At 65.6% G+C, this 14,855-nt stretch carries 11 protein-coding genes and 2 pseudogenes; 3 read left to right on the top strand and 10 right to left on the bottom strand.

All coding sequences use genetic code 11. From position 1 onward, the window contains the following. The first annotated feature begins 1 nt into the window (after position 1). Positions 2-820, top strand: coding sequence for a thermonuclease family protein (locus tag AUC69_RS06945; protein WP_069441493.1), 819 nt, complete (start codon positions 2-4; stop codon positions 818-820). An 80-nt stretch (positions 821-900) separates the two neighbouring features. Here AUC69_RS06945 and AUC69_RS06940 read toward each other — a convergent pair. Beyond that, positions 901-1,460 (bottom strand): annotated as a pseudogene (locus AUC69_RS06940) (CarD family transcriptional regulator); the annotation flags it as partial. 364 nt (positions 1,461-1,824) lie between these two features. Next, positions 1,825-2,163, bottom strand: coding sequence for a ferredoxin FdxA (gene fdxA / locus AUC69_RS06935; RefSeq protein WP_069441492.1), 339 nt, complete (start codon positions 2,161-2,163; stop codon positions 1,825-1,827). A gap of 272 nt (positions 2,164-2,435) precedes the next feature. On the opposite strand from fdxA, the gene AUC69_RS06930 reads away from it, so the two are divergent. Continuing rightward, positions 2,436-4,973, top strand: coding sequence for a putative bifunctional diguanylate cyclase/phosphodiesterase (locus tag AUC69_RS06930; RefSeq protein WP_069441491.1), 2,538 nt, complete (start codon positions 2,436-2,438; stop codon positions 4,971-4,973). On the opposite strand, the gene AUC69_RS16155 is transcribed toward AUC69_RS06930, so the two are convergent. From AUC69_RS16155 to AUC69_RS06905, 4 genes and pseudogenes are all read right to left on the bottom strand, one after another. Continuing rightward, entirely contained in the window at positions 4,867-5,223 is a 357-nt protein-coding gene (locus AUC69_RS16155) for an RNA-binding S4 domain-containing protein (protein WP_083239180.1), read from the bottom strand. The two genes, AUC69_RS06930 and AUC69_RS16155, sit on opposite strands and share 107 nt — an antisense overlap. A gap of 12 nt (positions 5,224-5,235) precedes the next feature. Beyond that, positions 5,236-8,277: pseudogene (locus tag AUC69_RS06920) on the bottom strand (helicase-related protein). A gap of 345 nt (positions 8,278-8,622) precedes the next feature. After that, positions 8,623-8,952: a DUF3108 domain-containing protein gene (locus tag AUC69_RS18980; RefSeq protein WP_083239179.1), complete on the bottom strand. Its 330-nt coding sequence runs from the start codon at positions 8,950-8,952 to the stop codon at positions 8,623-8,625. Then, a complete protein-coding gene (locus AUC69_RS06905; RefSeq protein ID WP_158008040.1) occupies positions 8,844-9,458 on the bottom strand; it encodes a DUF3108 domain-containing protein in 615 nt (204 codons plus the stop codon). The genes AUC69_RS18980 and AUC69_RS06905 overlap by 109 nt, the downstream gene beginning before the upstream one ends. Positions 9,459-9,712: 254 nt before the next feature. Here AUC69_RS06905 and rpmB point away from each other — a divergent pair, with 254 nt between their 5' ends. Continuing rightward, the gene (rpmB, locus tag AUC69_RS06900; RefSeq protein ID WP_069441485.1) at positions 9,713-10,012 is read left to right on the top strand and encodes a 50S ribosomal protein L28; all 300 of its coding nucleotides are present in this window, start codon (positions 9,713-9,715) and stop codon (positions 10,010-10,012) included. A 26-nt stretch (positions 10,013-10,038) separates the two neighbouring features. Here rpmB and AUC69_RS06895 read toward each other — a convergent pair whose 3' ends face one another. The 4 genes from AUC69_RS06895 to AUC69_RS06880 form a co-directional block, all read right to left on the bottom strand. Further along, entirely contained in the window at positions 10,039-11,142 is a 1,104-nt protein-coding gene (locus tag AUC69_RS06895; protein WP_083239177.1) for an esterase-like activity of phytase family protein, read from the bottom strand. Beyond that, complete coding sequence (gene cobT, locus AUC69_RS06890; protein WP_069441483.1) at positions 11,143-13,041, bottom strand: cobaltochelatase subunit CobT; 1,899 nt, start codon at positions 13,039-13,041, stop codon at positions 11,143-11,145. A 4-nt stretch (positions 13,042-13,045) separates the two neighbouring features. Beyond that, positions 13,046-14,035, bottom strand: coding sequence for a cobaltochelatase subunit CobS (gene cobS, locus AUC69_RS06885; protein WP_069441482.1), 990 nt, complete (start codon positions 14,033-14,035; stop codon positions 13,046-13,048). Positions 14,036-14,118: 83 nt separating this feature from the next. Then, positions 14,119-14,784, bottom strand: a complete 666-nt coding sequence (locus AUC69_RS06880) for a J domain-containing protein (RefSeq protein WP_342018546.1) — start codon at positions 14,782-14,784, stop codon at positions 14,119-14,121. Positions 14,785-14,855 lie beyond the last annotated feature (71 nt).

The raw sequence follows: 14,855 nt of genomic DNA, 5'->3' as shown, positions 1-14,855 counted from the left end.
CATGGGATGCCGGTTCACGCGCCGCTTGATTGGGTTTGTCGGCGCAGCCCTCTGGCTTGCGCCGCCCGCCGTTGCTTGCGACCTGCCGGTAGCCGAGACCGCGACCGTTGCCTCGGTCGAAGACGGAGAAACCCTCGAGCTCACCGACGGCCGCAAGGTGCGGCTGCTTGGTATCAAGGCTCCGTCGGCGCCGCTCGGCTGGAAGGGCGAGGATCCTTGGCCGTTCGTTGCGGAGGCGACAGCGGCGCTCGCGCGGCTTGCGACGGGTGCCACGGTCGAGCTCGGCTTCGACGAGCGCCGGCAGGACCGGTACGGCCATCTCCTGGCCCAGGTCACCGTGCTACGGGGCGAGGAGAGGCTGTGGCTGCAAGACGACCTCGTCGCGCGCGGCTTTGCCCGGGTCTACTCCCTTTCCCGCACCCGCGCTTGTGTCGCCGAACTCTTGGCGCGGGAGGATGAGGCACGCCGTACCCGGCGCGGCCTTTGGCGTTCATGGGCTTATCGCGTGGAAGACGCCGGCGACGTGAAGCGCCTGGGCCGGCTCACCCATAGCTATCAGCTGGTCGAGGGACAGGTTCACGCGGTCGGCGAGGGGCGCAAGCTGATCTATGTGAACTTCGCCAAGGACTGGCGGCACGACTTCACCATCACCATCGCGCGAAAAGACTTGGCCGCGTTCGAGGCCGCCGGTCTCGACCTCGAGCGGCTTGCCGGCAAACGCGTGCGGGTGCGGGGCGTCGTCGAATGGTGGAATGGACCGATGATCGCCGCCACGACCCCAGAGCAGATCGAGGTCCTGGACCCGGCGCCCGCGCTCTGAGCGGGCTGCCCCACAAAAGGAAAGGGCCGGGCGTTGTCGCCCGGCCCTGACCGAATTGCGGATGTCGCGGCCGAGGTGCCTTACGCGGCCTTGGTGCGCGCGGCGTCTTCTGCGGCCATCTTGTTGTGGCGGGCCGTCTTGGCGAGCACATCGTCGATCTTGGCGATGGCGGACGCCTCGTCCAGCTTCTCCACGGCGGCCAGTTCGCGGGCCATGCGGTCCAGCGCGGCTTCATAGAGCTGACGCTCGGAATAGGACTGCTCGGGCTGGGCCTCGGAGCGGTACAGGTCGCGGACCACCTCGCGATGGAGATGAGATCGCCGGAGTTGATCTTGGCTTCGTATTCCTGGGCGCGCCGGGACCACATGGTGCGCTTGACGCGCGCCTTGCCCTTGAGCGTGGTGAGGGCCTTCTTGAGGATCTTGTCTTCCGAGAGCTTGCGCATGCCGACGCTCTCAAGCTTCGAGGTCGGGACCCGCAGGGTCATCTTGTCCTTCTCGAAGTTGATCACGAATAGCTCGAGCTTAGCACCAGCAATTTCCTGCTCTTCGATGCTCACGATTCGGCCAACGCCGTGCGCCGGATAAACGATATACTCGTTCGTCCGGAAACCGTGTCTTTGCTGGGGTCTCTTTTTCTCGGGCATACTCTCGCCTCATCTATTGAAATTGTTTAGTGGGCGCAAAACCGAGTGGCGTGAGCTCGCCCGCTTCTTTATGCCAGCGAAAATATACTGGCATCCGCCTTTGGGCGGGGTGCGGGCACAAGATGAGCGGTCGATCAGGTGGCCTGATCGCGCCAACTCCCCCAAGTCAGAAAAAAAAGCGCGCCTAAACGGCGTCGCCCTCTTGGTGCTTCACGCGCCGACAGTCTGCGCCATTTCAAAAGGACCATAACACAAATTTAGTGAATCTGAAAGGCGTGCTGTGCCGCAGCACGGCCCTTTCGGCGCCGCAATATGCGACATTTTGGCACTAAGGTTAACGCTTAACCCGTTGAAGGGCTTAGTCCCCTTCGCCGGGGTCGGCGGAGAAATATTTCTGAAATTTGTCGGGCTCGGCCACGAAATCGTCGGCGTTGGCTGGGGCATCCTTCTTGGTCGTGATGTTCGGCCAAGTCTCGGAATATTGCCGGTTCACCTCGAGCCACTGGTCGAGCTCCGGCTCGGTGTCGGGCTTGATGGCGTCCACGGGGCATTCCGGCTCACAGACGCCGCAATCGATGCATTCGTCCGGATGGATGACCAGCATGTTGGCGCCCTCGTAGAAGCAATCCACGGGGCAGACCTCGACACAGTCGGTGTACTTGCACTTGATGCAGACTTCAGTGACGACGTACGTCATCGTTCCCACACGCTTTCGGCTTCGCCCAGCCCATTATTCTAAGCCCTTGCGGGCTGACGGATGAGCCCTGGGAGCGCCCTGCCTATAACAATCGCGCCAGCAGCACAAGGCGCTGTACCGCCCGGCAAACGGTGATTTTCAGGATGGCCCCCGGGTTGTGGCGGGCAGCTTTAGGTTGAATTTCACGGTTCTCCCTAAGCCCGCGTCAATCAATTTATGGCACCCGAAGAGTTTGAGCACGAGCGCTCGCCACTGGGGGATGGAATAACCCGATGCACGACCTGACCGAGGTGAGCGGCAAGCGTCAGCAGATGACGCATGTCTGGCCATTGCTCGCCGTCGGGATGCTTGGCTTGGCACTGGCCGTGGCCGCCTGGGTCGCCGTGTCGGTGTGGGAGAAGCGGCTCGCCAAGGCGAAGTTCAACGACGTCGCCGGCGACTATGCGACGGTTCTGCAAAACGGGTTTGACCACTATGTCGGCGACATCTTCGCGGTGCGCGCCTTCTACGACGCTTCCAAGACTGTCGACGCCGAGGAGTTCATCCTCTTCACGAGTCGCGTCATCGACAGCCACGGTCACGACTCCCTGATGCAAGTCACCTGGAGCCCCCTTGTGACCGGCCAGGAGCGGTCGGCATTCGAGCGGGCACAGAGAGGACGCGGACTGACGGACTTCACAATCGCGCGTTGGACATTGACCGGTCCTATCCGGCCCGAAGCGCAGCGGCCCGAATATTTCCCGGTGTTGTTCGCGACGGGTCCCGAGGCATCGTCTCTGATCGGCCTCGACCTCTATTCGGAGCCTTCGCGCCGCGACGCTATTCAGCGTGCTTTGGCCGACGGCGGCATGGCGACGGCCCAGAACGTCACGCTCCGGCGCGGGGGCGGCGAGGCGCGCGGCTTCTTCGTTGCGCTGCCGGTCTACAGAGGCAGCCCACTACAGAGTCGGCGCCAAGATCTTCTCGGCGTGGTCGCCGCTTCCTTTCGCACCAAGCCGCTGATCAATCGCATCATTGACGAGGTTGAGCTGCCCCAGAGCGTTGACCTCTATCTCTATTCGGCGAACGCTGAGGGCAACACCATGCCCGTCTATGCGCGTGAAGTCGCTTCCGTGCCCCATCTGTCCGTCCCGCCCGTGACCAAGGCGCAAGTCGAAGGCCTGCCCCACTGGTCAAGACCAATTTCTGTCGGCGATGTGCATTGGGATCTGTTCGCCGTGCCGACGAAAGCGGGGCTGATCAATTTCTATCGGTCTTGGTTCGCCGCAGCTCTGGTCGCTTTGGTGTTCGCCGCCGTGCTGGCCTATATGTGGGCAAGCTTGCGCGACGCATTGCGGCTCGAGCGCGCCAACCAAAGGATCCTCCAGCTCGCCCAGACCGATATTCTGACGACGCTGGCGAACCGCCGGGCCTTCATGAAGCGTCTGACCATGGCCTTCGCGGCGAGCTTGCGTGGCGCTCCGCCCTTTGCGGTGCTCTATCTCGACATCGACGATTTCAAGGACGTGAACGATACGCTCGGTCATGCCATGGGTGACAAGCTGTTGATGGCCATCGTCGAACGGCTGAAGGCCGTCGTGCGGGAAGACGACCTGGTGGCGCGCTTCGGCGGTGACGAATTCGCGGTCCTGACCGGGAATGTGAGCGAGCCGACGGAGGCCGGCACATTGGCGGCGCGGATCGGCGAGGTGCTTGCCGAACCCTTCATGATCGACGACCACAAGATCTCCGTCACCTCGAGTATCGGCATCGCGATGTTCTCGCGGGAGGTCTCCGGACCGGACGCGATGATGGTTCAAGCCGATCTGGCGCTTTATGGCGCCAAGGATGAAGGGCGCAACTGCTTCCGCTTTCATAGCGAGAATCTCGACCAGCAGGTGCACGAACGCGTGCGGGTGGCCGACGAACTGCGAACGGCGCTGGATGAAGGGGAGCTCGAACTCTATTACCAGCCGCAGGTGGAGCTGGCCACGGGCCGCGTGACGGGTCTTGAGGCGTTGGTGCGCTGGAACCACAAGACAAGGGGGTTGCTGACGCCCGCCTCGTTCGTGCCGATCGCCGAACGGACAGGCGCCATTTTGCCGCTCGGAAATTGGGTGTTCGACGAGGCGTGCCGGCAGATGAAGGCGTGGCACGCCGAGGGGGTGGCGCCGGAAGTGCTCGCGGTCAATGTTTCCGGCATTCAACTCAAGAGCGGGGCCGAGCTCGAGCGTGAAGTCGAGGCGAGCCTGGTGAGATGGAACGTCAATCCGAATGACGTTGAGCTGGAGCTCACCGAGTCGGTGCTCATGGAGGTTACCCAGCGGCACAGCAACACGCTGGAGAATTTGCGCCGGCTGGGGACGAGGATCGCCATCGACGATTTCGGCACCGGCTACTCGTCGCTCAAATATCTGACCACCTATCCGGTCAACCGGCTGAAGCTGGCGCAGGAGTTCGTGTTCCGCGTCACCGTCGACTATCGCAACGCCGCGGTGGTCAGGGCCGCCATCCGGCTCGCGCACGAGCTCGGTCTCGACGTGATCGCCGAGGGTGTCGAGACCGAAGCGCAGATGCGCTTTCTGATCGGCGCCGGTTGCGAGCAGGCCCAAGGCTATTATTTCAGCCGGCCGGTGACGGCCGCGATGCCACCGCGATCCTCCGCGAAGGACGGATCGCACCGGCCCCGGCGAAGCCCAATTCACCTCGGCGGCGTGACGAGGTTTAGCTGTCGCCGCCGAGAAAGGCGTCCAGGCGGCGGCGATCACGCTTGGTCGGCCGCTTGCCGGTTCGTGAAGCCTTGTCGGGCTCCGGCGCGTCCGCCGGCGTGAGGTCGTCATAGAGTGTCTGTGCCAGGCTCGCCGGGCCGCGGCGCTCGGTGAAATCGGCCACGCGCACAACCGACAGCCGTCCCCCATGGGTCGCCGTCACCACGTCGCCGCCATGAACCAGTCGGCTCGGCTTGAGCACGCGGTCGCCGTTGATCCGGACCTTGCCCTCGGCGATCAGGCGTGCGGCGCCGGTGCGGGTCTTCGTGAGCCTGGCGCACCAGAGCCATTTGTCGAGCCGCTGCTCAAGCATGAGAGGCGAGCGTCAGCTGGTCTCGGACCGGTCGCGCGCGACAAGGGTCGCCCGCAGCTCCTTGAGGGCGGCGAAGGGCGAGTTCTCCATGGCGGCGGCGGCGCGCTCGCGCTTGGCTTGGCGCTGCTCGGCCTGGCGCTGCGCTTCGGCATGGTCGCGGCCCTTGCCCTGACCGTGACCCCGGCGCGGTGGGCGCTGGGCGCCCTTGGGGCGGTCCTTCGTGCGGTCCTTGGCGCCCTCTCTGGCCCGGTCGCCCCGCGGCGACTTGGCCGCGGCACGGGGTGGGCGATGGGGCTCCTTGCGCCTGCCGGGACGCCAAATCTCATCAAAGGCCGGTTCGGCCGGCTGGGCGCTCGCGGGAGCGTCTTCAGACGAAGCCACCACTTCGGCCTTCGCGGTCTGCTCGGGCTCTGCGGCCTCTTGCGGCGCTGGCTCGGAGACGGCCGCCTCGCCGGCGCCGTTGCCGGCCTCGAGCTTGCGCCGTTCCAGCCGGAAGCCGAGCGCGCGCAGGATCGAGGCGAACTCATCGCCCGAACAGCCGACCATGGACATGAGCTCCGGCACGACCCGGAAGCCCCCGTCGCCGGTGGCGCCAGATGGCACGGGCGCCGGGTTGTCTGAGGCGCCGTCCGGCTTGTTGAGGGCTGCGTCTTGCGCGGGCGCGGCGGCTTCCGTCGGGGAGTCGCCTTCGGCCGCGGCTTCCGCCGCGGCGGTGGCTTCGTTCCCCTCGTTCTTCGTCGGCCGCCAAGTGACACGCGTGCGGATCAGATCGGACAGCCGCTCCAGCATGTCGATGCGCACGGCGCGGGTGCGGCCACATGGAAGCCGGCGGTGCGCCAATAGGGCTCGGGCAGGGCCGGGTCGGCGGGGACCGAGGTGAGGCCCTGTTGCGGGCGCGCCGGGAGGTTGTCTGGGTCGACGCCGTGGGCTTGGCCGTCGTGCAGCGCCCACAGCAGCAACAGCAACTCCGCCGCCGCCGGTTTGAGCAGGGCGGGGAAGTAGAGATTGAAGGCGCCGAAGCGGACGCCGTATTTGCGCAATTGGCCGCGCGCGTCTGGTCGAGCGCCTTGATCTCGGCGGAGGCCGTATCGCGGCGGAGCACGCCGAGATTCTCGGTCAGGCGGAAGGCAAGCCCGCGCGACAGACCGGAGAGGTCCGGGGCTTCGCTCAAGGCCACCAGCGGCTTCAGCCGCTCCTCGAGATGCGCGGCGAGCCAGCCTTGCAGGCGGGTCTCGATCCGCTCCAAGTCGGCGGGGGCGAGATGCTCGTCGGAGAAGATCTGGAAGCGGGGCTTCAGCGCGGTCTCGCCGCGCTCAAGCTTCCCGATCTCGGACGCCTGCCAGATGATCCGCCCGCCGGGCGACAACGTGATGGCGGCGTCGGGCGCGGCGGCAAGTGCTGCGGCCCGCGTGGCGAGCTCGGTGGCGAGCACTTGCGTGGCCGCGTGGCGCGCCGCCTTGCCGTCGATGCCATCGCTTGCCCCATCGGGCGTGAAGCGGAAGCCGTCGAGGCGGCCGACATAATGATTCTCGACAAGAATCTGACCGTCAGAACTGATCTCGGCCATCATCTCCTCCTTATCGCGTAGTCGCCGCATGAGGACGCTGGTGCGGCGGTCAACGAAACGTTGTGTCAGGCGTTCATGAAGGGCGTCGGACAATGTGTCCTCAATCGCCCGCGTCCGGTCTTGCCAATGCTCGGGATCGTGCAGCCATTGGGCGCGATGGGACACGAATGTCCAGGTGCGAATTTGGGCGAGGCGGTTCGACAGGGTATCGAGGTCGCCGTCGGTGCGGTCGGATTGGGCGACCTGATTGGCGAACCAGTCCTCCGGAATCTTGCCCTCCTCGCTCATGACGAAGCGGTAGAGCGTGGCGGCGAGCTCGGCATGATTTGCCGGCGACACCCGGCGATAGTCGGGGATTTGGCACATCTCCCATAGGAGGCCCACCGCCGCCGGTCCCCGGGCCGCATCGAGCACGGCCTCGTCGCGGGTCACGTTCTCGAGCGCGATCACGTCGTCGACCATGCGGGAGCGGGTGAGGCGCCGGTGGTCCGGCATCTCGCGCAAGCTCTCCTTCAGCGCGTCGATCGAGGTGAAATCGAGCTTGCGGCTGCGCCACTGCAGCACGCCGACCTGATCGAAATTGTGGTTCTCCAGCCGCTCGATCAGCTCGGCCTCGAAGGGCGGCACCTGGCCGGTGACGCCGAAGGTGCCGTCATTCATATGGCGGCCGGCGCGGCCGGCGATCTGGCCGATCTCCGCCGGGGTCAGGTTGCGATGGTTGTGGCCGTCGAATTTGCGGATGCCGGCGAAAGCCACATGGTCGAGATCGAGGTTTAGCCCCATGCCAATGGCGTCGGTCGCCACCAGAAAATCCACGTCGCCGTTCTGATAGAGCTCGACCTGGGCGTTGCGCGTGCGCGGGCTGAGCGCGCCGAGCACCACCGCGGCGCCGCCGCGCTGACGGCGCACCAGCTCGGCGATGGCGTAAACGTCGTTGACCGAGAAGGCGACGATGGCCGAGCGGCGGGGCAGGCGGGTGATCTTCTTCTCGCCGGCATAGGAGAGGTGAGACAGGCGCGGGCGCGACACGAGATTGGCGCCGGGAAGCAGCTCGCGAATGGCATCGCGCATGGTCGCCGCGCCGAGCAGCAGCGTCTCGTTGAGGCCGCGTGCGTGAAACAGGCGGTTGGTGAACACGTGGCCGCGCTCGGCGTCCGCGGCGAGCTGGATCTCGTCGACGGCGACGAAGTCCGCCTCGAGTTCCTGGGGCATGGCCTCGACCGTGCACACATAGAAGCGCGCGCCCGGCGGCTTGATCTTCTCCTCGCCGGTTATGAGCGCGACCTGGCCGACGCCGGCGCGGGCCACCACCTTGTCGTAGACTCGCGCGCCAACAGGCGCAGGGGCAGGCCGATGACGCCGACGTCATGGGCGAGCATGCGCTCGATGGCGAGGTGGGTCTTGCCCGTGTTGGTGGGCCCAAGCACGGCGGTGACGCCGCGGCCTTTGGCGAGACCTGTGGATTGCGGGGAAAAGGACCGGCTCATCTTATGGTGTTCTTTACGTGACTCTCGTCCGGACAGGAACGGGGGCAGAACGAATCTCGTCCGAATCGCTGACTCTGCCGAGTCCGTTTTCGTTCCTGCCCCAAAATGGCACAACCGTCGCGCCTCGGCCCTGCTCCGGCGGCGACCCTCGCGTGATCGGGCTCGAACCTACATCTCGATTTTGCTGCGCGTCGGGCCTCTAGCTTTTCGGGGTCACAACGGGAACGGAGCGTGGTCGAATCAGGGGAGCGTAAATTTTCGTCATCCGTTCCCTACGACATGTTGGGTTTTGGGGCTTTCGCGTTAACACTTGGTGCTTTCGGGAGGGCGCCTCGGAGGTTCCGCTCAGTCGGCGCTCGCGCGTTTCGAGCCGGCGACCTGGATCGACGTGACTACGGCCGTACCATAGCCCACCGGCGTCGGCAGGACGATCCGATAGGGCACATACATGTTGGTCCTGCTGACGGGGATCAGCCAAACCTCGATCTCGTTGCTCTGCGCCATGAACTTGATCCCGGGATCGTTCGCCTTGTAGCCGGCGATGGGGATGAACTTCACCCGGCAGATCACCGCCGGTCCCGAATAGGCGGTGGCCGAGCGGTTCTGCACCCGCACCGCCTTCTTCGGCTTGAGCACGAGATCGAAGCGCTGCTTGCCATCGAACACCGGCAGCATCTGGTTGCAGACGCTGAGGTCGCCGTTGGGATTGCCGAGCGGGCGGTGAGGAAGGCGCCGCTCAAGGGATCGAGCACGCCTTCGAGCTGCTCGCGCGTCACCGGAATGGTGCCGGGGAGGGCGCGCGTGCGCGGCTGGATGGAGATGTTCCGCACGGCGCCGTCGTCGAACGTCATGCGCAGCTGCTCGCCCCGCTTGCCGCCGTCCGTATAGTTCAGGGCGTACATAGACGGCTCGGGGCCATCGGGCGTCACCCGGCCGGCGCTGGCCGAGGACCCGCGCCAGTCATAGACCAGGCCCTCGAGAATGGAGAAGCGGCCTTCGCCGCGCATCTCGTAGCCGTCGCCGCGGAAGGTGGTGGTGACCCGAAAATCGCCCAGGTTGAAGCTGCCGAGATCGACCCGGTAGATGGCGACGATGCGGGCGGAGGCAGGGGCCGACTCGGCATGGGCGCGCTCGTCCTCGAAGGTGCCGCCGAGACCCAAGGTCAAGCCAGCGACAGCCAAAAGGCTCAAGCCATGTCGTGCTGCCCACATCCGTCCCGGCCCCTAGAAGACGTCAACCCGCGAGAAAGCCCCGGGGTCCGCGAATGTCCAGGTATTTCGCGGATTCGTCAATTCCGGCAACATAGGCGGTAATCTAGGCGGTGCCTTGACCGAATAGGGCCATCCCCGTATATCTCCGGCAAATGGCTGCCGCGCTTGTGGATAGTCACGAGCCGCAACCGGCTTTCATAGAGATACGAAGAAGGACAAGGACTATGGCCCGTCGCTGCGAGCTGTCCGGCAAGGCCGTGCTCACCGGGAACAATGTGAGCCATGCCAAACGCAGGACAAGGCGCCGTTTTCTGCCGAATCTGTGCAACGTGACGCTGCAGAGCGATGCGCTCAAGAAGCACGTCCGGCTCACCATCTCCGCCAATGCGCTGCGCTCGGTCGAGCATCGCGGCGGCCTTGACGCCTATCTGCTCAAGGCTGGCGACGACGAGCTGTCCTTGAAGGCCCGGCGTCTTAAGCGCCAGGTTGCCAAGGCGCATGAGGCGCAAGCCGCCGCCTCCTAAGGCTTTCCGGCTCCAATTCGAAGACGTCAGTTCGCGGAGCGGCGTGGCTCGGCGGCCACGCGCTTGTCCGCGGGCAGCGCGAATTGCATGATCAGCGAGCGCTGAAGCGGGCTGAAATTATCGTCCGACATGAGCGTCAGGATGGTCTCGCCGGCGGCCGACCGGGTTGCCGTGATCGCTTCCATATTGTCGATGTTGAGATTGTCGTGGGCCTCGAGCAGGGTCTCGCCCTCGATCAGTGCGCCGGGCTTGAGCTCGGTGGCGGCGATCCGCCTTATGCGCATCTTGACGCCCTCGCTGTAGCGGAAGCGGCGCTCGAGCAGAACGATCCCCCCATCCGGCAGGCCAGCCGCGTCGGTGATGTCGAAGCCGCCAAGGCGCCGTAAGGTGATGGTGTCGGCTCCGCGTCCGCCGATGAGCCAGCCCTTGAGATTGCCGGCCCGGTCGGTCAGGCGCTCGGAGAAGGCGACGATCGTCCCCTTCAGCCGCCCGGCCCGGATCAGGGCCACGGCCTCGATGCCGCGATTGGCGCTCATGCGCTTCGACTCCTTCGGCAAGGGAACGGCACGGTCGGGCGGGCCGAAGCGGGTAGCGGTGAACGGATAGCGCATGATGCGCTGCTCGCGCTCGAAGGAGACGAAGGCGGCCCCCTGGCGTGTGTCGCCGGTGGCGAGCGCCAGGCCCTCGGAATCGCGTTCGGCATCGGTCTTCAGCGGTTTGCCGTCATGGCCGAGGATCGGGCCGAGCACCACGTTCTGAAGCGCCTTCAGCTTGCGGCCGTCATAGTCGAGTTTGGCGCGCATCCACGTGCCGGCGTCGGAGACCGCCAGCAGCGTCGTTCCCGAGGCATCCAACGCGATACCCGAGAAGCCGCCGAAATGGCGCGACTTGCCGAACAGGTTGAGCCCGCCCCGGAACACGAGCTTGCCGAAGGCCGTGCGCTCGGGCTCGTCGCGGTCGAAGGTGATGGGGATGGCGGTGACGGGGGTGGTGATCGGCGCGGTCAGCGCGTCCGCCGGCTTGTCGGCGAGCGCCGGGGCGACGAGGAGGGCACCCAGCCCGAAGATCGAGATCGCCGCAAGTCCGGCCAGCGCCGGGACGAGCAACCTCTTGCGTCGCGGGCGATGCACCTAGTGCAGCTTCCGCCGCTTGGCGCGGACCATCGACGGGGTGGACCGGTGGAGTTGCCGCCTCGCGTGCTCCTCATCGAACAGCTCGGCCAACTTCTCGGTCATCACGCCGGCGAGTTCCTCGGCATCGGTGACGGTGACGGCGCGCCGGTAGTAGCGGGTGACATCGTGGCCGATGCCGATGGCCAGCAGCTCGACCGGCGAGCGGGTCTCGATCTCCTCGATCACCTGGCGCAGATGGCGCTCCAGATAGGAGCCGGAGTTGACCGACAGGGTGGAATCGTCGACCGGGGCGCCGTCCGAGATCATCATCAGGATGCGCCGCTGCTCCGGCCGCGCCAGCAGGCGCTGATGCGCCCAGGCCAGCGCCTCGCCGTCGATATTCTCCTTCAGCAATCCCTCGCGCATCATCAGGCCGAGATTGCGCCGGGCGCGCCGCCACGGCATGTCGGCCGACTTGTAGATGATGTGGCGCAGGTCGTTGAGGCGCCCGGGCAAAGGCGGCTTCATGGCGTTCAACCAAGCCTCCCGCGAATGGCCGCCCTTCCAGGCGCGGGTGGTGAATCCGAGGATCTCGACCTTCACGCCGCAACGCTCAAGGGTCCGCGCCAGGATGTCGGCACAGCAGGCGGCCACCATGATGGGCCGGCCGCGCATGGAGCCGGAATTGTCGAGCACGAGCGTGACCACGGTGTCGCGGAACTGGGTTTCGCGTTCCTGCTTGAACATCAGGGGATGCATGGGATCGACGACGACGCGGGCGAGCCTGGCGGCGTCGATGGTCCCTTCGTCGAGGTCGAAGTCCCAGCCGCGGTTCTGCTGGGCCAGCAATCTCCGCTGCAAGCGGTTGGCGAGGCGGGAGACGGCCCCATGCAGCGCTTGCAGCTGCTTGTCGAGAAAGGCACGCAAGCGGTCGAGCTCGTCCTGGTCGCACAGATCCTCGGCGGCGACGATCTCGTCATAGGCGCGGGTGAAGACCTTGTAGCCGAAGGCCTCCGGGTCATCGAGGACGGAGGTGTTGGGCCGCCACGGTTCGGAGCGGCGCGGTAGATCGGCCGATTCGCTGTCGCGGTCGAGTTGATCGGTGGCGCCGTCCTCCTGGTCGTCCAGGGTCTCGTCGCTGGCGTCGTCCTGCTCGGCCCGGGATTCCGAGGCGAGTTCGGCCCGGTCCTGGCTTTCGGCGTTCTCGTCCTGATCGTCGGACGCGTCCGGATCGGATTCCCCGTTCTGGTCGGACTCGCTCTGCTCGTCGCCCTGGTCGAGCTGATCGGCGAGATTGAGGGCGGCGAGGAGATCGCGTGCCAGCCGGCCAAACGCGTCCTGATCGAGCAGTGTCTCCGGCATGCGATCAAGCAGGGTGCGGGCGCGTTCCTCGATCCAGGGGCGCCACAGATTGACGAGAGCACGCGCCTTGGCCGGCGGCGCGAGGCCGGTCAGCCGCTCGCGCACCAGAAGCGCCAGCGCATCGGACAGCGGCGCCTCGGACCGTTCGGTCTCCGGCGTCACGCGGCTCCGCGCATAGCGGTTTTCCATGCGGGCATTGAGATTGGCGGCCACGCCTTCCATACGCTTGGCGCCGATCGCCTCGACGCGCGCCTGCTCGATGGCCTCGAACACGGCGCGGGCATCGCCGCCCGACGGCGCCAGCGCCGGGTGCAGGCCGTCGTCGTGGCAGGCCACGGCGAGGGCGGCCGCGTCCGCGTGGCCGCGGATCACGGCGATCTCGTCCTTGGTGGGAACGCGCGAGGGCTCGGGCACGCGGGCGGTCTTGCCGGCGAGGCCCGGTGGCTCGCTGGTGAAGACCACCTCGACGATCCGTCGGCGGCGATGGAGCGGGGTCAGCGTCAGCGCGCGCTTGAACGGATCGAGGGGCGCCTCTTTCCGCTTGGTCGCCGTCATGGGACTAGCTCAAGGCCACGTTGGCCGTCGATTGCGGCAGATCCTCACCGAAGCAGCGCTGATAGAACTCGGCGATCTGGCCGCGCTCCAACTCGTCGCATTTGTTGAGGAAGGACAGCTCGAAGGCGGTGCCCACGTCGCCGAAGATCTCGGCGTTCTCGGCCCAGGTGATCACCGTGCGCGGGCTCATCACCGTCGACAGGTCGCCGTTGATGAAAGCGTTGCGCGTCAGCTCGGCGAGACGGACCATGTTCGACACGGTCTTTCGCCCTTCCTCGGTGTTCCAGGCTTTGGCCTTGGCGAGAACGATGTCCACCTCGTCGTCATGGGGCAGATAGTTGAGGGTGACGACGATGGACCAGCGGTCCATCTGACCCTGATTGATCTGCTGGGTGCCGTGATAGAGGCCGCTCGTGTCGCCGAGACCGATCGTGTTCGTGGTGGCGAACAGGCGGAAAGCGGGGTGCGGCTTGATGACCTTGGACTGGTCGAGCAGGGTGAGCTTGCCGGAGACTTCCAGCACCCGCTGGATGACGAACATCACGTCGGGGCGGCCGGCATCGTACTCGTCGAAGCACAAGGCGGTGTTGGACTGGAGCGCGTAAGGCAGGATGCCCTCGCGGAACTCGGTCACCTGCATGCCGTCCTTGATGACGATGGCGTCCTTGCCGACAAGGTCGATGCGGCTCACATGGCTGTCGAGATTGATGCGCATGCATGGCCAGTTGAGCCGTGCCGCGACCTGCTCGATATGGGTCGACTTGCCGGTGCCATGGTAGCCCTGGACCATCACGCGGCGGTTGTGCTTGAAGCCGGCGAGAATGGCGAGCGTCACCTCCTTGTTGAAGAGGTAATCGGGGTCGATGTCGGGAACGTGCTCGTCGGGCTGTGAGTAAGCCGGCACCTCGAAATCGGAGTCGATGCCGAAGACCTGGCGCGCGGACACTGTCATGTCCGGCAAGCGTGCGCCGTTCTGAGCCGCTTCAAGTGTCATGATCGATGAGAGCCTATATGTCGCGTTTGCGTTGGGGCTCGCCTGGAGCAAAGCCCTGATTTTGCTGGGGGCGGCAGGGCGGCTTAAGCAAGCCCCGCCTGCTTCAAATAGTTATAGGCTTGGATCACTTCGCGCAACTTGTCCTCCGAGGACCGGTCGCCGTTGTTGTGATCGGGATGGAGCCGCTTAACCAATTCCTTGAAGCGGGCCTTGATCTCCGCCTTGGTGGCATTGTCGTCGAGATTGAGGTGGCGCATGCATTTGCGCTCGAGCCGCTTCAGCGGCCGGCGCGGCGCGGCGCCCGGCTGGGCCCCGCCTGGCGCCCCGTCGCCGAACACGCCGAACGGGTCCTGCGTCGAAAAACGATGGGCAAAACCGCTGCGTGGCGGGGGGCTGCCCTTCTTGCTCCGGTTACGGGCCCAGGAATTCACGCCCACGAACCAGGTCGGGCGGTTGCCCGTGGCGTCGGATTTCTGCTGCTCGACGACCTCCTCGTCGGGCAGGCCGGAAAAATAGTTGTAGCCCTTGTTGTACTCGCGCACGTGCTCCAGGCAGTAGCGATGATACTGCCCTTCCAGGCCGCGGCCTTTCGGCGCGGGGTGCAGACCCGGCTGGTTGCAGCCCTCCCAATCGCATGACGGGCAGGCGTCGCGCAGCAGGCGATCCTTGTCAGGCTTAACCCGCAAGCGGTCGAGGAATTTTGAATCGAGCTTCATGGACTCGGCATTATGGGAAGCGGTGTCCGTCACAACAAGAATGGCTCCGCGCCAGCAAAAGCGATAGTCTGATCGGTTGAGCGCCGGCGCATGCATCATACTTT

Origin of the sequence: Methyloceanibacter superfactus, from assembly GCF_001723305.1 — a bacterium.
Classification (GTDB): Bacteria; Pseudomonadota; Alphaproteobacteria; order Rhizobiales; family Methyloligellaceae; genus Methyloceanibacter; species Methyloceanibacter superfactus.
The sequence above is the reverse complement of the archived record's forward strand: the minus strand, read 5'-3'. Positions and strand labels throughout refer to the sequence as shown.

What these genes read in the sequence shown, in the direction of transcription:
- AUC69_RS06945 (WP_069441493.1), top strand. Translation starts at nt 2, where the DNA reads ATGGGATGCCGGTTCACGCGCCGCTTGATTGGGTTTGTCGGCGCAGCC.
- fdxA (WP_069441492.1), bottom strand. Translation starts at nt 2,163, where the DNA reads ATGACGTACGTCGTCACTGAAGTCTGCATCAAGTGCAAGTACACCGAC.
- AUC69_RS06930 (WP_069441491.1), top strand. Translation starts at nt 2,436, where the DNA reads ATGCACGACCTGACCGAGGTGAGCGGCAAGCGTCAGCAGATGACGCAT.
- AUC69_RS16155 (WP_083239180.1), bottom strand. Translation starts at nt 5,223, where the DNA reads ATGCTTGAGCAGCGGCTCGACAAATGGCTCTGGTGCGCCAGGCTCACG.
- AUC69_RS18980 (WP_083239179.1), bottom strand. Translation starts at nt 8,952, where the DNA reads ATGCTGCCGGTGTTCGATGGCAAGCAGCGCTTCGATCTCGTGCTCAAG.
- rpmB (WP_069441485.1), top strand. Translation starts at nt 9,713, where the DNA reads ATGGCCCGTCGCTGCGAGCTGTCCGGCAAGGCCGTGCTCACCGGGAAC.
- cobT (WP_069441483.1), bottom strand. Translation starts at nt 13,041, where the DNA reads ATGACGGCGACCAAGCGGAAAGAGGCGCCCCTCGATCCGTTCAAGCGC.
- cobS (WP_069441482.1), bottom strand. Translation starts at nt 14,035, where the DNA reads ATGACACTTGAAGCGGCTCAGAACGGCGCACGCTTGCCGGACATGACA.